Consider the following 20,155-nt stretch of genomic DNA (forward strand, 5'->3'; position numbering starts at 1 on the left):
TTGAAATGCTTAAATTAAAACTATATATCATATTATTAACAATAATACCATGCATGGGGTGTGCTCAAAAAAAAGAGACATTCCCTGAGAAACCAAATATTATTTATATTATGACAGACGACCATGCTACTAATGCTATTGGCACTTATGGTAGCAGATTAGCGTCTTTAAACCCTACCCCTAATCTTGATAAATTAGCTTCAGAAGGCATGGTGTTTGAAAACTGTTTTGTTTCCAATTCCATTTGTACACCAAGTCGAGCTACTATAATAACAGGACAATATAGTCAAACTAATGGGGTTTTAGATTTTAGCAATGGTATTGACGGTGATAGACAGTATTTACCCATTGAAATGAAAAAACGCGGTTATGAAACAGCCATAATAGGTAAATGGCACTTGCATGAAGAGCCTTCCGCATTTGACTTTTATAGTGTTTTAGAAGGTCAGGGGAAATATTTCAATCCGTCTTTTAGAGAAAAAAACAAAGGCGAATGGCCTAAAAATGTGGTACAAACAACAGGACATTCAACCGATGTGATTACCAATAAAGCTATTGAATGGTTGTCAAACAGAAAAGATTCTCAAAAACCTTTTATGCTAATGTATCAAATGAAAGCACCGCATGATTGGTTTGAATACGCCCCTAGATATGAAGACTATCTGGCTGACTCAAAAATTCCTGAGCCAGAAAGTTTATACCATCAACCAAATTGGGGCTCGGAAGGAACTAGAGGCAAAAATGATAGTCTCATAGATGTTATAGGTAGTTCGGTTTCAAACAGACATAAATTTTTCAATTATGTAGACAAATTGAAAATAGATCCTAATTTATCAGGTGACGAAGCTACCTCTGCTTCTTATCAAAAGTATTTAAAAAAATATTTGAGATGTGTTAAAGGTATTGATGATAATATTGGTAAATTCATTCAATATTTAAAGGATAATAATCTCTATGACAATACTATTATCATCTACTCTTCCGATCAAGGTATGATGCTTGGAGAACATGATATGGTTGACAAACGTTGGATGTATGAAGAGTCTATGAAAATGCCTTTCATTATAAAATATAATAAACTGATTAAAGCGGGCTCGCGTAATGAAACAATAATTAACAATACAGATTACGCACCAACCATCATTGATCTTGCAGGAGGGCATGTGCCAGATTACATGCAAGGTAAAAGCATCAAACCCTTGTTGGAGAATGAGCAACCTGATAATTGGAGAACCGCCTCCTATTATAGATATTGGCTACATTTAGAACATCATGATATTCCTGCTCATTTTGGAATAAGAACTAAAAACTATAAGTTGATTTTCTTTTATGGCAGGCATTGGAACTTAGAAAAAGTTGGCCAAAGATCAAGATGGTGGTTACCCGATGATCAAAGTATAAAAATTGGTCCAACCCCGCCAGCATGGGAATTGTATGATTTACAAAATGACCCGTATGAAGTCATTAACGTTTACAACAATCCTGAGTATAAAGATCTTGTAATATCCTTAAAAGAAGAAATGAAAAGTCAACGAGAACTATATCATGAAACTGATGCAAATTACCCACACATTCAAAAAATTATAGATGAATACTGGGAGAAATAAAACTAAAAACAAATCAAATAAGTTTTACACCAAACATGAATCTAATGATTCTTAAAACATGAAACTTATTTATAACTAAACCTTTAAACTAAAATCTATGTCGTCAAAAAACGTATTTATCATTCGTATTGCAGCCATTGTAGCCTTGGGTGGCTTCCTACTCGGTTTTGATGCATCAGTCATCTCTGGTGTTGTTAAGTTCATTGAACCTGAGTTCAATCTTACCAAAATTCAACTGGGCTGGGCAGTTAGTTCTATTACCCTAACAGCCGCCTTTGGGATGATTATTGCTGGGCCAATGAGTGATAAACACGGAAGACGATTAATTCTAAAATATGCCGCCATTCTATTCACTATTTCAGCCATAGGATCTGCCTTAGCAGGTTCCTTTTTTTGGCTCATTATTTTTAGAATGATTGGCGGACTTGCGGTAGGTGCTGCTTTAATTATTGCACCCATGTATATTGCCGAAGTTGCCCCTCCTGAAAAAAGAGGACTTCTGGTTTCTTTTAATCAATTAAATATTGTGATAGGGATTTCCATTGCATTCTTCACGAACTATTTCATCTTAAAATGGGGAAATTCTGAAGCCGAATGGGCAAAAGCATTGGGTCTAGGAAAATGGAATTGGCGGTGGATGCTTGGGCTTGAAGCTATTCCCGCTATATTTTACTACCTCGGTCTTTTTATTGTTCCTAGAAGCCCCAGATGGCTTATGACCAAAAACAAAAGAACTGAAGCCCTTGAAACCATGAAAAAAGTGCTTTCTGAAGAAAAAGCAAAATCTCAAATACAAGAAGTTGAGCGAAGCATCTCAGAAGACTTAAAAAAAGAAAAATCAAAACTTACCGATTTATTTAAAAAGTCCATGCGAAAAGTGCTTATTATTGGCTTAGTGGTTGGTATTTTTCAACAAATAGTAGGTATAAATGCAGTGTTGTTCTACGCTCCCATGATTTTTGAACAAACGGGTATTGGTACAGATGCTTCATTTATTCAAGCCGCCCTAGTTGGTTTAACTAACTTAGGATTTACAATTGTTGCCATGTTAGCCATTGATAAATTTGGAAGAAAACCGCTTTTAATTATTGGTATGGTGGGTATAGCCCTTTGTTTATTTTTACTAAGTTATGGTTTTAGTCAAGCCAAGTATGTACTCAGTGAAGACGCTATTTCAAACCTTCCGGAAGCCATTGACAAAGAACAAATATTACCACTAAAAGATCAAGTATTTGAAAACGATTTAGAATTTAAAACTGCTTTAAAAGCAGCTTTAGGAGAAGATGCAGCAAACACACATGAGTCTACACTAGTTACTGCTTCAGCAAAAATGAATACCATGCTTATCCTAATAGGTATCATTGGATTTGTAGGCGCATTTGCTATGTCAATAGGTCCAGTCATGTGGGTGTTATTTTCAGAATTATTTCCAACAGTTATAAGAGGCATAGCTATTTCATTTGTAGGATTGGTAAATCTTGGTATTGCATTTTTAGTACAACTACTATTCCCTTGGGAATTAGCAACATTAGGAAATACAATAACATTCTTAATTTTTGGAGTTTTTGCGGTAATAGGATTTATTTTTATATGGTTTAAAGTTCCTGAAACCAAAGGAAAATCATTAGAAGAATTAGAAAAAGAATTAATACAATAAGTAGTACATAGATGAAAAATATTAGTCAAGAAGAAAAAGATTTCTTAACCAGCAGAAGCCAAACCTCTAATGAAAAAGTTGTTTTTGATTTATGCGGAAACAATTGGCAATTTGAAGGTATTCATCCTGGAGAAGGGCAAAAAACAGGATTTCATGAACTAAACTTTGATATCACTGGTGATTCATTTAACTGGAGTTTTGCTAAAGTACCTGGCGATGTATACACCGATTTGTGGCGTGCTGGGCGTATTGAAGATCCGCATTTTGGTCGTAATAGCGTAAAAGCCAAATGGGTTCCAGAACATGAATGGTGGTACAAACGTCAGTTTGATGTGCCTAAAGAAATGTTTCAAAAACACATTCAACTTGTTTTTGATGGTGTTGATTTTGGATGTGATGTTTGGTTAAATGGTGAATTTTTAGGATCACATGAAGGTATGTTTTCTAAATTTAAGTTTGATGTGTCAAATATCATTCGTTTTGAAAAATTACGATTTGGTACTAACGTACTTATGATTCGTTTGCATCCAGCACCACGAAGATATAGCCAGGTAGCTGGTAGAAAACCTGCATGGCATGGTGACTATTGGGTGAGTTTACCACCTACTGGTATCTGGAAACCTGTTTATCTTGAAGCTACAGGTAAAATTACCATTGAAGACACCTATGTAAAACCTCAGTTAACATCTGAAAACTCAGCCTCTCTTGATATTGAAATAGAACTTAAAAACCATGATCATTCAGAAAAAACCGTTAACATACAAATAGATGTTGAAGGTGAAAATTTCAATTCTAAAACATATAGCGTAAATAAAACGGTTGCTGTTTCAAAAGGTATAAATTCATACGAATTAAACCTTGGCATCAAAGATGCTAAATTATGGTGGCCATGGGATTTAGGTGATCAAAACCTTTATACAGCCAAAGTAACTGTAACCGAAGGGGAAGACATTTTATTAGATACAACAAACACCTCATTCGGAATTCGTGAAGTCAAAATGGTGCACAATCCTGGTTTTACGCTAGATGAAGTTGAAAACCCTTGGACGGTCATGATTAATGGAAAAAGACATTTTATGCGCTCAGGGACTTGGGGCGGACCACCAGATATTTTCATGGGGCGTGCGCATCCAAGTAAATACAAAGAGCTTATTCGTTTAGCCAAAGAAGCCAACTTTAATAACCTAAGAATTTTTGGCTGGCACCCCGAAGAGATTCCGCTATTTTACCAATTATGTAATGAGGCAGGAATAACCGTTTGGCAAGATGTATTACCTCTTGCCAGTTTATCATTACCAAAAGATGAAGCATTTAAACAGGCCGTTTTTGCTGAAGCCATTGCATCGGTAAAAGAGCAACGTAATCATCCTTGTTTGGTATTACTTGAAGGTTCGGAAGAATTATTTATGACAGCTTCTGATCCTGAGCATAATTTAAAATTTGTTACCGAGTTAGGTGAAGCTATAAAACCTTTTACGCCATTGCATTTTATTCCATCGTCACCTTTAAGTGATGAAGTAGGGTTAAATCTAGGCTTTAAACCTAACGAGAGTTTTCATGCCAATGATTTGTTTTATGGAGAAGGTGAATTTGTTATGGAAGACTACTTCCCTAGCTTAGATTATGCTGTAATACCGGAATTAGCGATTTCCTCTTGCCCGAATACCGAAAACATTAAGAAGTTTATTCCTGAGGAAGAAATTTGGCCACCAGGCCCAAGTTGGGGACATCATTGGACCGATTTTGATGCCTTAAGAACTCTTAATTTTGAAGTTTTAGGGAATCAAAGTAAAGATGGTTTTGAAACATTTGTGGAGGCTACTCAAGTAGCCCAAGGCGTAATTTTTCAATATGCATTAGAGCATTTCAGAACAAGAAAACCAAAAACCAGTGCCATTTGTATTTGCCACTACATCACTTTTGCACCAGATATGAAATGGGGTATTGTAGATTATTACCAAGATAAAAAATTATCTTTTGACCACGTAAGAAAAGCATACCAGCCACTTTTAATTACCATGAAACACTATAATAGAAGATGGCTTCCTGGTCAAGAATTTAAAGGTGAATTATGGATAGTAAATGATTATTATCAAGATTACACAAATTGTAAAATAGCTATAAAGTTTTTAAATAATCAGAAAGAGTTAATACAAGAAGAAAGTTTTGATATTGCAGAAATCAAAGGAGACAGCGCTTCAAAATACGTGGATGTTTCCTGCAAGGTACCAGGAACTATAGGCGATAAATTCTATGCAGAAATGTCATTATTGGATGCAGATGGTAACGTTTTATCTGAAAATGATTATTTTTTACTCGTTGCTGATAAAGACAAAGACAAAAAAGAGCTAAGAGCTATTGGTCTCGAAGCCTTTGAAATAAAACAAAAATATGGTTGGGCCAATTATTTTAGATATTACCCTGGCTTAGGCGCCGAGGAAGGCCATAAAGAAGCTGATGAAAAAATGCCTATAGCAAGAGGATTTCAAAATTAAATACTATGTTTGAATACAGTAAAAATGAGCGATTAGGAATTATTTCCTTAAATAAAGCACCAGCAAACAGCTATGATATTCATTTCTTTAAAGAATTTAGTAAATTACTAAAAGGCATTGAAAAGGATAAAACGATAGCCGTTGTACTTATTAAAAGTGCTATTCCTAAGTTTTTCTGTGCTGGTGCAGATATTAAAGTATTTAGTAAAAACACACCTGCTCAGAACCAAGACATGGTGGTTATGGCCAATAAAGTAGCACGAAAAATTGCCTCCAGTTCTAAAATAATTATTGCTTTTTTAAACGGACACACTTTAGGTGGTGGCTTAGAGTTAGCCATGGCTTGTGATATTAGAATAGCATCAAATAAACCTTTTTTATTGGGGCTTCCTGAAGTAAATTTAGGATTAATGCCAGGTAATGGCGGGATTCCTAAGCTTGTTCAACTAGTTGGTAGTTCAAGAGCCCTAGAGCTATTGGTGTCTGGTGGTACATTCTCTTCAACAGATGCTTTTAATTATGGATTAGTTACCCATTTATTTGAGGAGGAAGATGCTGAAGAAAAAGCTTTAGCTTATGCCAAAAAGATTTCTTTAGGCCCTAAAAAAGCAATGGCAGCTATCAAAAAAACAATACGAAAAGGTTCAGGAATGCGGTTAAAACAATTCTTAAACCTTGAAAAAAGAAACGTGGACAAGTTATATGATACGTTTGATGCCAAAGAAGGTTTTCAAGCCTTTGTAGAAAAACGCGAACCTAATTTTGAATAATTTTTAATTAAAACATATGGGACACACACAGGTAAAGCACTATTCATGTTACATTAATGGTGAATGGTTAGACAGTAATACTCGAGACACTATTGAAGTTGAAAACCCAGTAAATAATGAAGTATTTGCTACGGTAACAGCATGTACCAAAGAAGATGTACAGTATGCCTTAGAGTCTTCTGAAAAAGCACAAAAACAATGGGCATTGATACCTGCCAATACAAGGGCAAAATACATCTATGAAATAACGAGTAAACTTAAGACCGAACGTGAACATTTTGCAAAACTTTTGGTTATGGAACAAGGCAAAACATATCCTGAAGCACTTGGTGAAGTTGATGATACTATTACATATATGAATTATGCAGCCGAAGGCGCCAGACGCATTCAAGGGGCTATCTTCCCTGCTGAAGACGCCAATAAAAGGTTATCTATTTATAAAGTTCCTTATGGGGTTACTGTAGGTTTGTGTGCCTTCAACTACCCGTTAGCCCTCATTGGAAGAAAAGTGGGACCTGCTCTAGCCACAGGGAATACCATGATTATAAAACCTCATGAATTAACACCAATTACAGCTTCTGAGTTTTGCCGGTTAGTCGATGAAACTAGCATACCTAAAGGCGTTATTAATATGGTTTCTACAAAAACAGCAGATGCTGCCTCGTTATTAGTAGAAAGTCCTATTACAAAATTAATATCCTTAACAGGAAGTACACGAGCTGGTAGAGCCATGTATCGTGCCGCTTCAGAAAATATAACAGGCCTCATTTTGGAATTAGGAGGTAAAGCGCCTTTTATAGTTTGTGATGATGCCGATATTGATAAAGCCGTTGATGCTGCCGTTATTTCAAGATATGCTAATTGCGGACAGGTTTGTATTTGTAATGAAATGGTTTTTGTTGATGAAAAGATTGCCGACGAGTTTACTGAAAAAGTTATAAAACGAGCACAGCAAATAAAAGTGGGTGATCCGTTTGATGCTTCCGTTAACATGGGACCTAATGTAAGTAAACTGGGATTAGATCGCGTAGACCAATTAGTAAAACAAAATTTAAATGAAGGCGCAGAACTTCTTTTAGGTGGCGGACGCCCCGATGGTGCTTATTTTGAAAAAGGCAACTGGTATACGCCTACTATTCTAGGGAATGTTAAAGGAGACCATGCTACAATTAGTCAAGAATTATTTGCTCCCGTAATGCCTATTGTTAAGGTAAATGGTTTTGAAGAAGCTGTATCATTGGCTAATGATAGAGAAGAAGGTTTATCTGCATACTTATATTCAAACGACTATAGAATTCATCAAAAAGCGATAGACACAATGGAGGTTGGAACCATTTTCATAAATCAACAGATTATTGGGAATATTCAAGGGTATCACTCCGGGCATAAAACATCGGGGGCAGCTGGTGAAGATGGTGTTTATGGTTTAGATCATTATTTGCAAAAAAGAACCATTTATTTAAACTACGAATAATTATTTATTATGGTTATAGGAGTTATTTGGGTGCTTTTAGCCGCAACACTACTCGGTTTTTATGCCTTACCGAGCAAATACACAGAGAACTATGCTATTGAAAACACTTGGGCTGGTTTTTGGTTTTTAGCCATGTTTCTGGTGCCAATACTTGCCACTTTAGGCTTAGTTGACGGACTGTTTGACACCTATAGGCAAGTACCTAATAACTTGTTTATTATTATATTTTTGTTTAGTCTGCTTTGGGGTGTTGGTAATCTATTATGGGGTATAAGCATTTCTAAAATAGGAATGGCACTAGGGTTTTCTCTATTAATTGGGGTTTCAACCTTAGTGGGGTCCATCCTTCCCTTTTTTATGGGAGGCATTGAAAAACTAAGCTCCAAAGGAGGGTTAGTTATTCTGTTAGGCATTTTTATTATTATGTTAGGTATTATGGCCAATGGTAAGGCAGGTTTACTACGAGAAAAGAATGAATCGAAAAATCAAGAATTTACCAATGAAACATCTAATAACAAAATGCGAAATGGTATTATCTTATGCATAGTTGGTGGATTCTCAGCAGCTGGATTCAATTTAGCGTATCATGTAGCAGATAATTTGGCTCATATTGGTTCTATATCGCAGGATCAGTTTAATAATGCATCATGGATTGCAAGATTGGCGGTTATGTTACCTGCATTTATTGGCAGTGGTATTTGTATTCTTATATATTTTAGTATACAACTTACCAAAAACAAAACGTGGACTCACTTTAGTAATAAAGGAAGTGTTAAAAATATATTCCTTCTTTTAATCATGTCTATTGTTTATTGTGCTTCATTAATTATTTATGGTTTAGGAGCTTATGAGTTAGGTCCTTTAGGTACAACAGTAGGGTTTGCTATTTTTCAAACAGGCTGTATCATGGTTGCAAATATTTTAGGATATTTTACTGGCGAATGGAAAAATGCTGGAAAACAAAGTAAAAACTGGTTAATTCGTGGTTTAGCCATAATGACTGTAGGTATAGTGGTAATAGCCTACGGCAATGCATTAATTTAAACGAACATAAATGACTACAACTTAAACCCCAAGACACGCTTTATCGTGTTTTAATATTTTTTCAATACTAATACAGATATATTAAACTTATTATAAACTATTCTTCATTTTTAAGTAATAATTATTAAATTTAAAAAGCATTCCTTATTAAATTCATAAAAAAAAAAAAAAAAAAATTAAACACTCACCACGCTATTTTATAATATGAAAAAATATGATGCTCAAATAGGATATTTTAAAATAATAATGAATATGCTATTAAAACATCAGTGTTATACATGCCTCTTCCCCATGTTTATTAAATTATTGACACTATTGGCATCTCATAAAATCCCATTTAAATATACTCTAAATATGCATTTGAATAAGCCTCTATTTAACCTTAGCTTTATTCATATGCCTTTCATAAATAATAATATGGGCACATCAATAGATATTATAATTTAATCAACTGAATAAACTAAACTACCATGGGAAAATTTCAAAACCTTAAAAATTCATGCATTTTAATTTGTTTCTGCATTTTTTGTAACTCCAATTTGATATCTCAAGTCAAAATTTACGAACAAGAAGAAGTCATTCCTACCTATAAAGTTGGAGCCAATGAGGTGAGTCCCATTTTTTATACGGGCAGAAGTGTTCAAGGTGCTCAAGGCAAAATTTACCCCTATCCGTTGCAAACAAGACTAAGTGATTCTCTGGTTGATGTAACTTACAACATGATTGTGCTAGAAAACGAATATCTCATTGTAAAGGTATTACCTACTTTTGGAGGTAGACTATTCTCTGCTATTGATAAAACAAACGGTCATGAACTTTTTCATACCAATAGTGTAATTAAACCAGACCTAATTGGTACACTTGGCGCATGGGTTTCTGGTGGTATTGAATGGTGCTTCCCTCATCATCACAGAACAACAACCATGTTGCCTGTTGATTACAGAATGATAAAAAATCAAGATGGTAGTGCGACCATTTGGATTGGCGAAACTGAAAAAACCATGCGTATGAGAGGTGTGGTTGGTATTACCCTAAAACCTGGACGATCCTATATTGAAACAGAATATAGAATTAACAACACAAATGAACTAACAAAAACCTTTTTATTCTGGGCAAATGTAGCCGTTACTGCTAATAACGATTTTAGAACGTTTTGGCCTCCAAGTCAAGAAATAGGAGTCTACCATAACAATACCAGTTTTATAAGCTGGCCTATTTCAAATGATACTGAGCACTATGCTAGAACAAGTTATAAAGCAGGAGTAGACTTAACCTGGTGGAAAAATCACCCCAATCCTGTTTCATTTTTTATGTGGGATATTAAGGAAGGTTTTATTGGAGGATATGATTATGGTCAAAATGCAGGCATGATACACGTTGGTGATCCCTATAAAAATAATGCTTCAAAACTATGGCAATTTGGTCCTGGTTTGGCAGGTCAAAATGCAAGAAGAAAGCTTACCGATGACGGAAAAGCTTATGTTGAACTTATGACTGGAACATTTTCAAATAACCAACCTGATTATAGCTGGATTATTCCCCATTCCGTAAAAGAAGCAAAAAATTATTGGTATCCTATTAGAGACATTGAAGTTGTAAAAAATGCAACTATTGACGCTTCGGTTACGCTTCAAATGCGAAACAAAAAGACCGTTTTTTATGGATTCAATACCACAAAACCGTTTAAAAATGCACAATATACATTGCAATATAACGGTGCTATCATTGCTCAAGGTCAAATCAATATTGACCCAACAAGTCCTTTTACAACAACCTATAAGAGTAAAACCGATTTAGATGAATATAAGCTTCATATTGAGTTAAAAGATGACAACAATAACAGTATTATATCCTACAAACCTTACCAACCCAAACGGCCTGAGTTACCTAGCCCTCAAGAAAAGATATTAGATGCTGATGAAATTGAATCTGTTGAAGATTTATATTTAACAGGGCGTTTTGTTGAGCAATTTAATCGTCCTGGGATGAACCCTGATGATTATTATCTAGCAGCTTTACAGAAAGCTCCAAACGACCATCGGGTAAACATAGCCTTAGGAAAACGTAGACTCAATCAAATGCGCTATGCTGAAGGTTTACAATATTTAGAAACTGCTGCTCATAAACTGCATATTAAATATTATCAACCCAAGGAAGGTGAAATTTTTTACTATTTGGGAATAGCTCACAAAGCCTTGGGAAATAACTATGAAGCTTATAAATATTTTGCTCGGGCAACCTGGTATTATGAATGGGCTTCCGCAGGGAATTTTCAATTAGCACAACTAGAATCTAAACAATCTAATATCCAAAAAGCATTGGAATATATTGAGAAAGCCTATTCAACAAATAATTTAGATGGTAAAATTATAGTACTGTATAGCATACTATTAAGAAAAACGGATCAGCCAAACAAAGCGCAATCCATTTTAAAAAACTTAATTGCTTTTGATCCCTTAAATTATACCGCACTAAATGAACTTTCTAAATTAAATAGTTCTAATGATTGGTCTGACTTAAAGAACGGTATGCAAAACGTTGATAATAACTTTTTAGAAATAGCTTTGCCCTATTTGAATGCTGGTTTTAACGAAGAAGCTATTCAGGTTTTAGAATCAATAACAGCTCCTAAAAATCCCCTCATCTATTATTATTTATCCTATTTATATGCGCAGTCAAATAACACAAAAATCGCAAAATCTCTTATTGCAGATGCCAAACAACTGTCTTTAGATTACTGCTTTCCCTATCGTGCAGAAACGGAAACCATTTTAAAACATGCTTTAAAATTAGATAACAACAATGCAGATGCTTATTATTTATTAGGTAATTTGTTATTTGACCACCGCCCTAGTGAAGCCATTTTGGCTTGGGAAAAGGCCTTGAATATACAACCTGATTTTCCTATGACTTTAAGGAATTTGGCTTTTGGTAGTTTTTATCACAAACAGAATTATGATGAAGCTGTTAATTATATTTTGAAAGCCATAAACTTAGATAATTCGCATGCTATTTGGTATACAGAGTTAGCGAAGTATTTTGACTATACAAACAAAGGTTACGAAGAATGCCTTAGTATTTTAGAATCAAACTTAAACGTTATTAAACAAGATATTACCGCTCCAAAAATGTATGTTGAATTGCTCAATTTAAATGGCAATTATGATCAAGCTATAAATTTTTTAAACACGCATCATTTTAGAACTTGGGAGGGTGGCCGAGAAATTTATTGGCATTACGTAGATACCTATGTTTTAAAAGCAAAACATTTAATTTCACAAAACAATGCACAAGGCGCTATAGAATATTTGAATAAAGCTTTTGAATATCCAGTAAACTTAGAAGTTGGTAAATCATCAACCGATGAAAAAAATGCATTGATTCACTATTATCTTGGGGAGGCTTATACTGCCCTTAACAAATCTAAAAAAGCTAAAACCCATTATACATTAAGCGCCAATGCCAACAACGGATATGGCATGTACGATTTAAAGTATTTTCAGGGACTATCACTTTTAAAACTAGGAAAGACTGAAGAAGCCCAAAATCTATTTAGAAATCTCATCAAAACAGGTGATAAAATTATTAATAAAGGCAGTAACATGACATTAATTGCTGTTGAGGAATCATCATCAAACTTAAATAAAACGAAATCCAATGGGCTTTGTCTTCAAGCATTAGGTCATAGAGGATTAGGTGATACCGAAAAGGCTAACGCTCTTTTTAAAGAAGCCCTAAAAACCTATAGAAATAACTTGTGGGCCAACATTTTAGTTAATGATTAAAAAATTCTGATAAGAAAATTAAGTTTAGTAAGAACGCTAATAAAATAAAAAAACATGCATATTAAATCACAATTTTACGAAGACTACACATTAGGTCATAAAAGAGAAACCTTGGGAAGAACCATTACAGAATCAGATTTTGTTACTCATGCTGGTCATACAGGAGATTTTTTTCCACATCATATGGACGCTGAGTGGTGTAAAACACAACCTTTTAAACAACGCATTGCACATGGCACCTTAACCTTTTCTGTGGGTATTGGTATGACTGCTACAGAAATAAACCCCGAAGCCTTCTCAAAAGGGTATGATAGGTTACGCTTTATAAAGCCCGTTTACATTGGAGATACTATTAGGGTTGCTGTAACCATTAGCGAAAAAAAAGAATCAAAACGTCCTGAATTAGGACAAATTAATGAACATGTTGAGATATTTAATCAAAATGATGAATTGGTCTTGGTTTGTGACCATATCCTTTTAGCTAAGAAAAAAGAATACGAACGTTAAACACATAAAAAAATAAGCATGAGTAAGTAAAGAATGGATATCCACTCTTTACTTACTTCTGATATTTAGGAACTCTAAAGAGTAAAATTATTCCAATAAGAAAAAAAACAAATAAAAATAGCACCGCATTTCTCATACTACTAAAATGGTCTACCAGAGCAAAAATGGTCATCCCTATAACAATACCAATTTTTTCAGCAACATCATAAAAACTGAAATAAGACGTAGAATCTTCTGTTTCTGGCAAAAATTTTGAATAAGTTGACCGGGCTAAAGATTGTATACCGCCCATGACCAAGCCTACCAAGGTTGCCGTAGCATAAAATTGTACTGGAGTATGTAAAAAATAGGCCATCACGCACAAAAACAACCAAATTACGTTTATAGCTATTAATGTTTTTATATTTCCAAATTTAGCAGATGATTTTGAGGTTAAAACAGCGCCTACTATGGCCACCAATTGAATAACTAAAATACTAACAATAAGTCCCATTGTTTTTTCTCCAGCACTGCCCCAAGCTATTTCCTTCTCTCCAAAATAAACAGCCATAAGCATAATAGTTTGAACCGCCATGCTGAAAACAAAAAAAGCATACAAATACCGTTTTAATCTTAAATTCTGTTTTAATTGTGCCCAAACTTGATTCAACTCTTGGAATCCTTTTAAAACCACATCTTTGGTTACCTTATGTCCAGCAGAAACCCCTTTAGGCAATACATAAAAGGTATATTGGCTAAACAGAATCCACCATACCCCAACGGTAACAAAAGAGATTTTCATGGCTTTAATAGAAGCGAGATCTTTTTCTGCTTCGGTTGTTCCTATATCAAATCCAAACCAATCGGGTTTCATAACCATGGCTAAGTTTAATATCAACAGCAGAACGCTTCCTATATACCCCAATGAAAACCCTTTGGCGCTTATAGCATCTTGTTGGTCTTCAAAAGCTATATCGGGCAAATACGAATTATAAAAAACCAAACTCCCCCAATACCCTATTAAGCCCATGAAGTAAAATAGCACACTTAGGTGAATAAAATCTAAATTAAACCAATATAAACCAATACAACCAAAACCTCCAACATAACAGAAAAACTTCATAAACCCTTTTTTGTTACCTATGTAATCTGCAATACCAGATAAAATTGGTGATAAAAAAGCAACCACCAAAAACGTAAAAGCTGTAATTATTTCAATTAAAACCGTTTGCTTCATGTTAAAGCCAAAGGCAGAAACCAACTCGTCTTTAGAATTAAATAACGTAGCATAAAAGATTGGGAATATTGAGGAGGCAATAGTAAGGGTATATACCGAATTAGCCCAATCATAAAATGCCCATGCATTTAGAAGCTTTTTACTTCCTTTTTCAAGTTTTTCCATAAAAAAACGACCCTTTTTTGAGTCGCTCTAAAATAGTCAAATATTTTTTCTATTTAAAATAAGTTTCTAATCTCTGAATTCAGTCACCCCAAATTTTTTCGCTTCTGCAATTGCTGTTGGTGCTAAAGCCGTTAAATTGGCTATGCGAGAATCGTTAGATGGGTGTGTACTTAATATCTCTGGTGGTGCTTGTCCGCTTCCTGCATTGGCTTTCATACGCTTCCATAACTCAGCCGCTTCATTCGGGTTATATCCAGCAATAGCCATAAGATACAATCCTATTTTATCTGCTTCAGTCTCATGGTTTCTACTAAAAGGCAACATAACACCTACTTGAGACCCTACACCATAATACTGATTGAATGCGTTCCTAGCACTTTCATCTTGTAGAGCAATATTTCCGGCAACGGCCCCTAATTGCTGTAACATACCAGCACTCATACGTTGCTGACCATGATTTGCTAAGGCGTGAGCCACTTCATGTCCCATAATGGCGGCAACCCCTGCCTCACTTTTTGCTATGGGTAAAATACCAGTATAGAATACAATTTTTCCGCCGGGCATGCACCAAGCATTTACGGTTTCATCGTCCACTAAATTGTACTCCCATTTGTAATCCTTTAAATAGCCGTGATATCCATTAGCACTGAGCCACTTTTCTGATGCCGATGCAATACGCTCACCTACTCGTTTAATCATTTTAGCATCAGACGTTCCTGTTATCACTTTATTTTCTGTTAGAAACTGATTATATTGAGTAAAAGAAGTAGGGAATAACTGTGAATTAGGCACAAGAGCCATTGTTTTTTTTCCCGTAAAGGGATTTGTTGAACATGAAAAAACAAAGGCCGCAATTCCTAAACCTATAAACAAATGTTTGATTTTCATCTTTTTTATTTTTCTTTTTTTAGTTATCAATCTAAAGTTACAAAAATTGTTCCTTTTCTTAAATAGGACTATTACATCCAATTTTTATCACTATACTCAAAATTAAAAAATATTTTAAGCCTAGTTGAAATAAAACCAAATTATTTAGAATTACTGATTGTTAAATACCCTTCAACTGAATACCAATACGCTGCCCTGCAAGTATTATATTCACTTTAATCATAGCATATAATATGCCGAACCATAACACTACTTTAATGAAAGGTATTTAAATTTATTTTTACTATAAAAAAAAAGGAAGCTGAAATCAGCTTCCTTATAATGTATTTTAGTGTATGTGGGCACTATTTTTTTATGATTCTTTTGGTAACGCTAGCATGATTAGTAAATATTTTTAAAAAATAAACACCATTTTCTAAAGTACTTAAATCAGTTGATGTACCAACTTGAGAGCCAAGAACGTTATAAACTTCTATATGATCAATATTGAATTGCGTTTTTTCAATATGCACCAAACCAGTTGTTGGATTGGGAAAAACGCGAGCTTGCTTTAAAGCCATTAACTCTGGCGTACTTAGCGTATTTGCTGTATAAGTAATTGTTTGACTAATGTCCGCCGCACCTGAAGCTTGGGTATACCAAATAACATCACCTCCATCAGGCTTAACTGGAGAAGGCGGCCAATACGCCCAATTAACATTTCCTGTACCATTACCATCTCCATCAGTCATAATAGTTACTACGGCACCTGCAACTTGATTCGAACTTTCATCTGGGTTACTTGCATCTCTAAGTTGATTATATACTTTTATTTCCGTATTAGGAGCTAGCCCAGTTAAGGTAACTGTTAAAGGTGAAGGATTGGATGTTTCCCCTGTTGGCTTATTGTTCTCGTCAAGCCCAGTAAACTCTAATGCTGTAACCATTGATTGTGTCACTGTCTGGCCGTAAAAAAAGGTTGTAAATAAAACGGCCAATAGGCCAAAAGTAATTTTTTTCATAATGTGCTAATTTAAATTGATTGCTTTCTGTGATCAAAATTCGTTTTTATTTGACATTTTTGAGATAACAAATGTCTTAAATAAGGATAAAATTGTGTTTTAGGATAATTCTAAGCGGCAATCTAATAAGCTTCATGCTTAATTATGTGTTTTTTAAATGTAAATAACATTAAACGAAAAAAAAGATTTACTACCATTTAAAGTTCTAAAGTTCTCAGTATTTACAAATTACTTTTTAGCCTATGTTATTTTAATGATATTTGTTCGACTTATAATTAGATGAATAATTATTATGTTGTACAAATCAATTCTTGTTTTTATCGTTGCACTTTTAACAAGTTATAATTCATGCGCTCAAAAAGTTTCTAAAACCGAACCTCAAACCTTGAAAGTTTTAAAAACAGAAGATGAATGGCGGAAACAATTATCAGACAAGGCGTTTTATGTTTTAAGACAAGGTGGCACGGAACGCGCTTTTAGTAGTTCTTTAAATAAAAATTACGCAGCTGGTATTTATGTATGTAAAGGTTGTAAAACACCATTATTTAAAAGTGAACACAAATTTAATTCTGGCACAGGTTGGCCCAGTTTTGACCGTGCTATTGAAGGTAACATTGCATACGCAAAAAATGGCAGTGCTCATTATGGTTATGAAGAACATTGTGCCGTTTGTGGTGGTCATTTAGGTCATATTTTTAATGACGGGCCACATGAAACCACGGGTAAAAGACATTGTATTAATGGTGTAGCCTTAGAATTTATTCCAAAAAATTAAGATTTTCGTTTAAATGGTCTAATAATGAGTCGTGCTTCCCTGTCAAAACGAATATAATTATATACCCAATTTACAAAAACCACCATGCGATTTCTAAAACCAATTAAGAAAAAAAGATGTACAAACATCCACACATACCAAGCAAATATCCCTTGAAACTTAAACCGCTTTAAATCTACTACAGCTTTATTTCTTCCTATGGTTGCCATAGCCCCCTTATCTTTATAGGTAAACGGTTTCATGGGCTTTCCTTCAATAATACGTAATAGATTATTCCCTAATTGTTCTCCCTGTTGAATAGCGGGCTGTGCCATCATAGGAAATCCATTAGGTCTATCGGCCGTAACCATAGCAGCCACATCTCCAATAGCAAACACATGATTAAAACCTTTTACTTGATTAAATTCATTAACCAACAACCTATTCCCTCTGGTAACAAGGGCTTCTCCATCCACCCCCTTTATGATGCTACCCTTTACACCTGCCGCCCAAATCAAGGTAGCCGTTTCAAAGGTTAAATCTGAATTTGTTGTTACCATGTTACCATCATAATTAGTAACTCTAATATTTTTCCAAATATTAACTCCCAATTTTTCTAAAAATTCTTCAGCCTTTTCTGACGCCTTACTACTCATTCCTTTAAGTATGCAATCTCCAGCTTGAATAATATGAATTTGCGCCATTCGGGTGTCTAAATCAGGATAATCTTTAGGTAAAATTCCTTTCTTAATTTCAGCCAAGGCACCTGCCAATTCCACTCCAGTTGGTCCTCCACCAACAATGACAAAATTCATTAAAGCATTTCGTTCATTTAAATCTGAAGTTAACAGGGCCTCCTCAAAGTTTTCTAATATCAAACTTCTTAAATTTAAAGATTGAGGTATGGTTTTCATAGCCATACTATACTTTTCAATTTCAGAATGCCCAAAGTAATTGGTTTGAGACCCCGAAGCTACCACTAGATAATCAAACTTTAAGTTTCCTATATCCGTTTTTAGTTTGTTCTTTTGTGTATTTATTTCTTGTACATGCGCCAGCCTGAAATAAAAATTAGGAAAATCCTTTAGTATCTTTCTAATGGGATAGGCAATAGAATCTGGCTCTAAACCACCAGTAGAAACCTGATATAAAAGGGGCTGAAATGTATGATAATTATGTTTATCTAAAAGGACAACCTGTACTTCCTGTTTTGATAATTTTTTTGCTAGTGCTATTCCAGCAAACCCCCCACCAATTATTACAACTCTGGGATAACTTGTACGTGGTATGTTCATAAAATATAACTTACCTTACAAAGGTAAGATTTAAGTTATAAATTTAAGGGCTTCTAAATTCTTTATTAAAAATCGATTTTGTAAATTCGTAGCCTAAAATTTAACAGATGAGTAAATACGATATTATAGTTCTTGGAAGTGGTCCTGGTGGTTATGTAACTGCCATTAGAGCATCACAATTAGGTTTTAAAACAGCGATTGTTGAAAAAGAAAACTTAGGAGGTGTATGTTTAAACTGGGGCTGTATTCCTACCAAAGCCTTATTAAAATCTGCTCAAGTTTTTGAATACCTTAAACATGCCGAAGATTATGGCCTAAGTGTAAAAGATGCTGAACATGATTTTGAGGCTGTTGTAAAAAGAAGTCGTGGTGTAGCTGATGGAATGAGTAAAGGCGTTCAATTTTTAATGAAAAAAAATAAAATTGATGTTATTAATGGTTATGGAAAATTAAAACCAGGAAAGAAAGTTGATGTTGATGGCACTGAATATAGTGCAGATAATATCATTATTGCCACTGGAGCCAGATCTCGTGAATTACCAAGCTTACCTCAAGATGGAAAAAAAGTTATTGGTTATAGAGAAGCTATGAGCTTGCCTAAACAACCTAAAAAAATGATTGTTGTAGGCTCTGGGGCTATTGGTGTTGAATTTGCCTATTTCTACAATTCAATGGGTACAGAAGTAACCGTTGTTGAATATTTACCAAATATTGTACCTGTTGAAGATGAAGATGTATCTAAACAGTTAGAGCGTTCATTTAAAAAAAATGGCGTAAAGATTATGACTTCAGCTGAAGTTACTTCGGTTGACACTTCAGGAGAAGGGGTTAAAGCAACAGTGAAAACTAAAAAAGGGGAAGAAATTTTGGAGGCTGACGTCATTTTAAGTGCTGTTGGTATAAAAACCAACATTGAAAATATTGGTCTTGAGGAAGTTGGTATTGTGGTTGACCGAGATAAAATACTAGTTAATGATTTTTATCAAACAAATATACCTGGATATTTTGCCATTGGTGATGTAACTCCAGGACAAGCTTTAGCGCACGTAGCTTCTGCAGAAGGTATTTTATGTGTGGAAAAATTAGCAGGACATCATGTTGAGGCATTAGATTATGGAAATATTCCTGGGTGTACCTACTGTTCTCCAGAAATTGCTTCGGTAGGTTTAACCGAAAAACAAGCCAAAGAAAAAGGTTTAGATATTAAAATTGGAAAATTCCCATTTTCGGCTTCAGGAAAAGCGAGTGCTGGCGGAAATAAGGAAGGGTTTGTAAAAGTGATTTTTGATGCCAAATATGGCGAATGGTTAGGATGTCATATGATTGGAGCTGGTGTAACTGATATGGTTGCTGAAGCTGTGGTGGCAAGAAAATTAGAAACTACAGGTCATGAAATTTTAAAGGCCGTTCATCCACACCCTACCATGAGTGAAGCAGTTATGGAAGCAGTTGCAGATGCTTATGATGAGTGTATTCATATTTAAAATTAGATAGAGT

At 34.6% G+C, this 20,155-nt stretch carries 14 protein-coding genes; 10 read left to right on the plus strand and 4 right to left on the minus strand.

Annotated features, from left to right (window positions below; translation table 11 throughout):
• Nucleotides 1-5: 5 nt before the first annotated feature.
• From KFZ70_RS15330 to KFZ70_RS15365, 8 genes are all read left to right on the plus strand, one after another.
• Nucleotides 6-1,607 carry a sulfatase gene (locus tag KFZ70_RS15330; RefSeq protein ID WP_139698564.1) on the plus strand — a complete coding sequence of 534 codons (1,602 nt, stop codon included), beginning with the start codon at nucleotides 6-8 and terminating at the stop codon, nucleotides 1,605-1,607.
• 97 nt (nucleotides 1,608-1,704) lie between these two features.
• Nucleotides 1,705-3,264, plus strand: coding sequence for a sugar porter family MFS transporter (locus tag KFZ70_RS15335; RefSeq protein ID WP_139698563.1), 1,560 nt, complete (start codon nucleotides 1,705-1,707; stop codon nucleotides 3,262-3,264).
• Between the two features lie 11 nt (nucleotides 3,265-3,275).
• Nucleotides 3,276-5,759 carry a glycosyl hydrolase 2 galactose-binding domain-containing protein gene (locus KFZ70_RS15340; RefSeq protein ID WP_139698562.1) on the plus strand — a complete coding sequence of 828 codons (2,484 nt, stop codon included), beginning with the start codon at nucleotides 3,276-3,278 and terminating at the stop codon, nucleotides 5,757-5,759.
• 5 nt (nucleotides 5,760-5,764) lie between these two features.
• The gene (locus KFZ70_RS15345; protein ID WP_139698561.1) at nucleotides 5,765-6,529 is read left to right on the plus strand and encodes an enoyl-CoA hydratase/isomerase family protein; all 765 of its coding nucleotides are present in this window, start codon (nucleotides 5,765-5,767) and stop codon (nucleotides 6,527-6,529) included.
• A 16-nt stretch (nucleotides 6,530-6,545) separates the two neighbouring features.
• Nucleotides 6,546-8,003 (plus strand): aldehyde dehydrogenase family protein, encoded by a 1,458-nt coding sequence (locus KFZ70_RS15350; RefSeq protein WP_139698560.1) that lies wholly within the window; start codon nucleotides 6,546-6,548, stop codon nucleotides 8,001-8,003.
• A gap of 9 nt (nucleotides 8,004-8,012) precedes the next feature.
• Complete coding sequence (locus KFZ70_RS15355; RefSeq protein WP_139698559.1) at nucleotides 8,013-9,047, plus strand: L-rhamnose/proton symporter RhaT; 1,035 nt, start codon at nucleotides 8,013-8,015, stop codon at nucleotides 9,045-9,047.
• A gap of 539 nt (nucleotides 9,048-9,586) precedes the next feature.
• On the plus strand, nucleotides 9,587-12,832 hold the full coding sequence (locus KFZ70_RS15360; protein ID WP_158293228.1) for a DUF5107 domain-containing protein: 3,246 nt from the start codon (nucleotides 9,587-9,589) through the stop codon (nucleotides 12,830-12,832).
• Nucleotides 12,833-12,886: 54 nt separating this feature from the next.
• Complete coding sequence (locus KFZ70_RS15365) at nucleotides 12,887-13,339, plus strand: MaoC/PaaZ C-terminal domain-containing protein (RefSeq protein WP_139698557.1); 453 nt, start codon at nucleotides 12,887-12,889, stop codon at nucleotides 13,337-13,339.
• 52 nt (nucleotides 13,340-13,391) lie between these two features.
• Here KFZ70_RS15365 and KFZ70_RS15370 read toward each other — a convergent pair whose 3' ends face one another.
• From KFZ70_RS15370 to KFZ70_RS15380, 3 genes are all read right to left on the minus strand, one after another.
• Nucleotides 13,392-14,720: an MFS transporter gene (locus KFZ70_RS15370; protein ID WP_139698556.1), complete on the minus strand. Its 1,329-nt coding sequence runs from the start codon at nucleotides 14,718-14,720 to the stop codon at nucleotides 13,392-13,394.
• Between the two features lie 66 nt (nucleotides 14,721-14,786).
• Entirely contained in the window at nucleotides 14,787-15,608 is an 822-nt protein-coding gene (locus KFZ70_RS15375; protein WP_139698555.1) for a M48 family metallopeptidase, read from the minus strand.
• 344 nt (nucleotides 15,609-15,952) lie between these two features.
• A complete protein-coding gene (locus tag KFZ70_RS15380; RefSeq protein ID WP_139698554.1) occupies nucleotides 15,953-16,609 on the minus strand; it encodes a T9SS type A sorting domain-containing protein in 657 nt (218 codons plus the stop codon).
• A gap of 295 nt (nucleotides 16,610-16,904) precedes the next feature.
• Here KFZ70_RS15380 and msrB point away from each other — a divergent pair, with 295 nt between their 5' ends.
• The gene (gene msrB / locus KFZ70_RS15385; RefSeq protein WP_394344307.1) at nucleotides 16,905-17,384 is read left to right on the plus strand and encodes a peptide-methionine (R)-S-oxide reductase MsrB; all 480 of its coding nucleotides are present in this window, start codon (nucleotides 16,905-16,907) and stop codon (nucleotides 17,382-17,384) included.
• On the opposite strand, the gene KFZ70_RS15390 is transcribed toward msrB, so the two are convergent.
• On the minus strand, nucleotides 17,381-18,658 hold the full coding sequence (locus tag KFZ70_RS15390; protein WP_139698552.1) for an NAD(P)/FAD-dependent oxidoreductase: 1,278 nt from the start codon (nucleotides 18,656-18,658) through the stop codon (nucleotides 17,381-17,383). The genes msrB and KFZ70_RS15390 overlap by 4 nt on opposite strands.
• Before the next feature lie 107 nt (nucleotides 18,659-18,765).
• Between KFZ70_RS15390 and lpdA the strand changes: the two genes are divergently transcribed.
• A complete protein-coding gene (gene lpdA, locus KFZ70_RS15395; protein WP_139698551.1) occupies nucleotides 18,766-20,142 on the plus strand; it encodes a dihydrolipoyl dehydrogenase in 1,377 nt (458 codons plus the stop codon).
• Nucleotides 20,143-20,155: the final 13 nt, after the last annotated feature.

The sequence above is a fragment of the Allotamlana fucoidanivorans genome, assembly GCF_045788535.1.
Classification (GTDB): domain Bacteria; phylum Bacteroidota; class Bacteroidia; order Flavobacteriales; family Flavobacteriaceae; genus Allotamlana; species Allotamlana fucoidanivorans.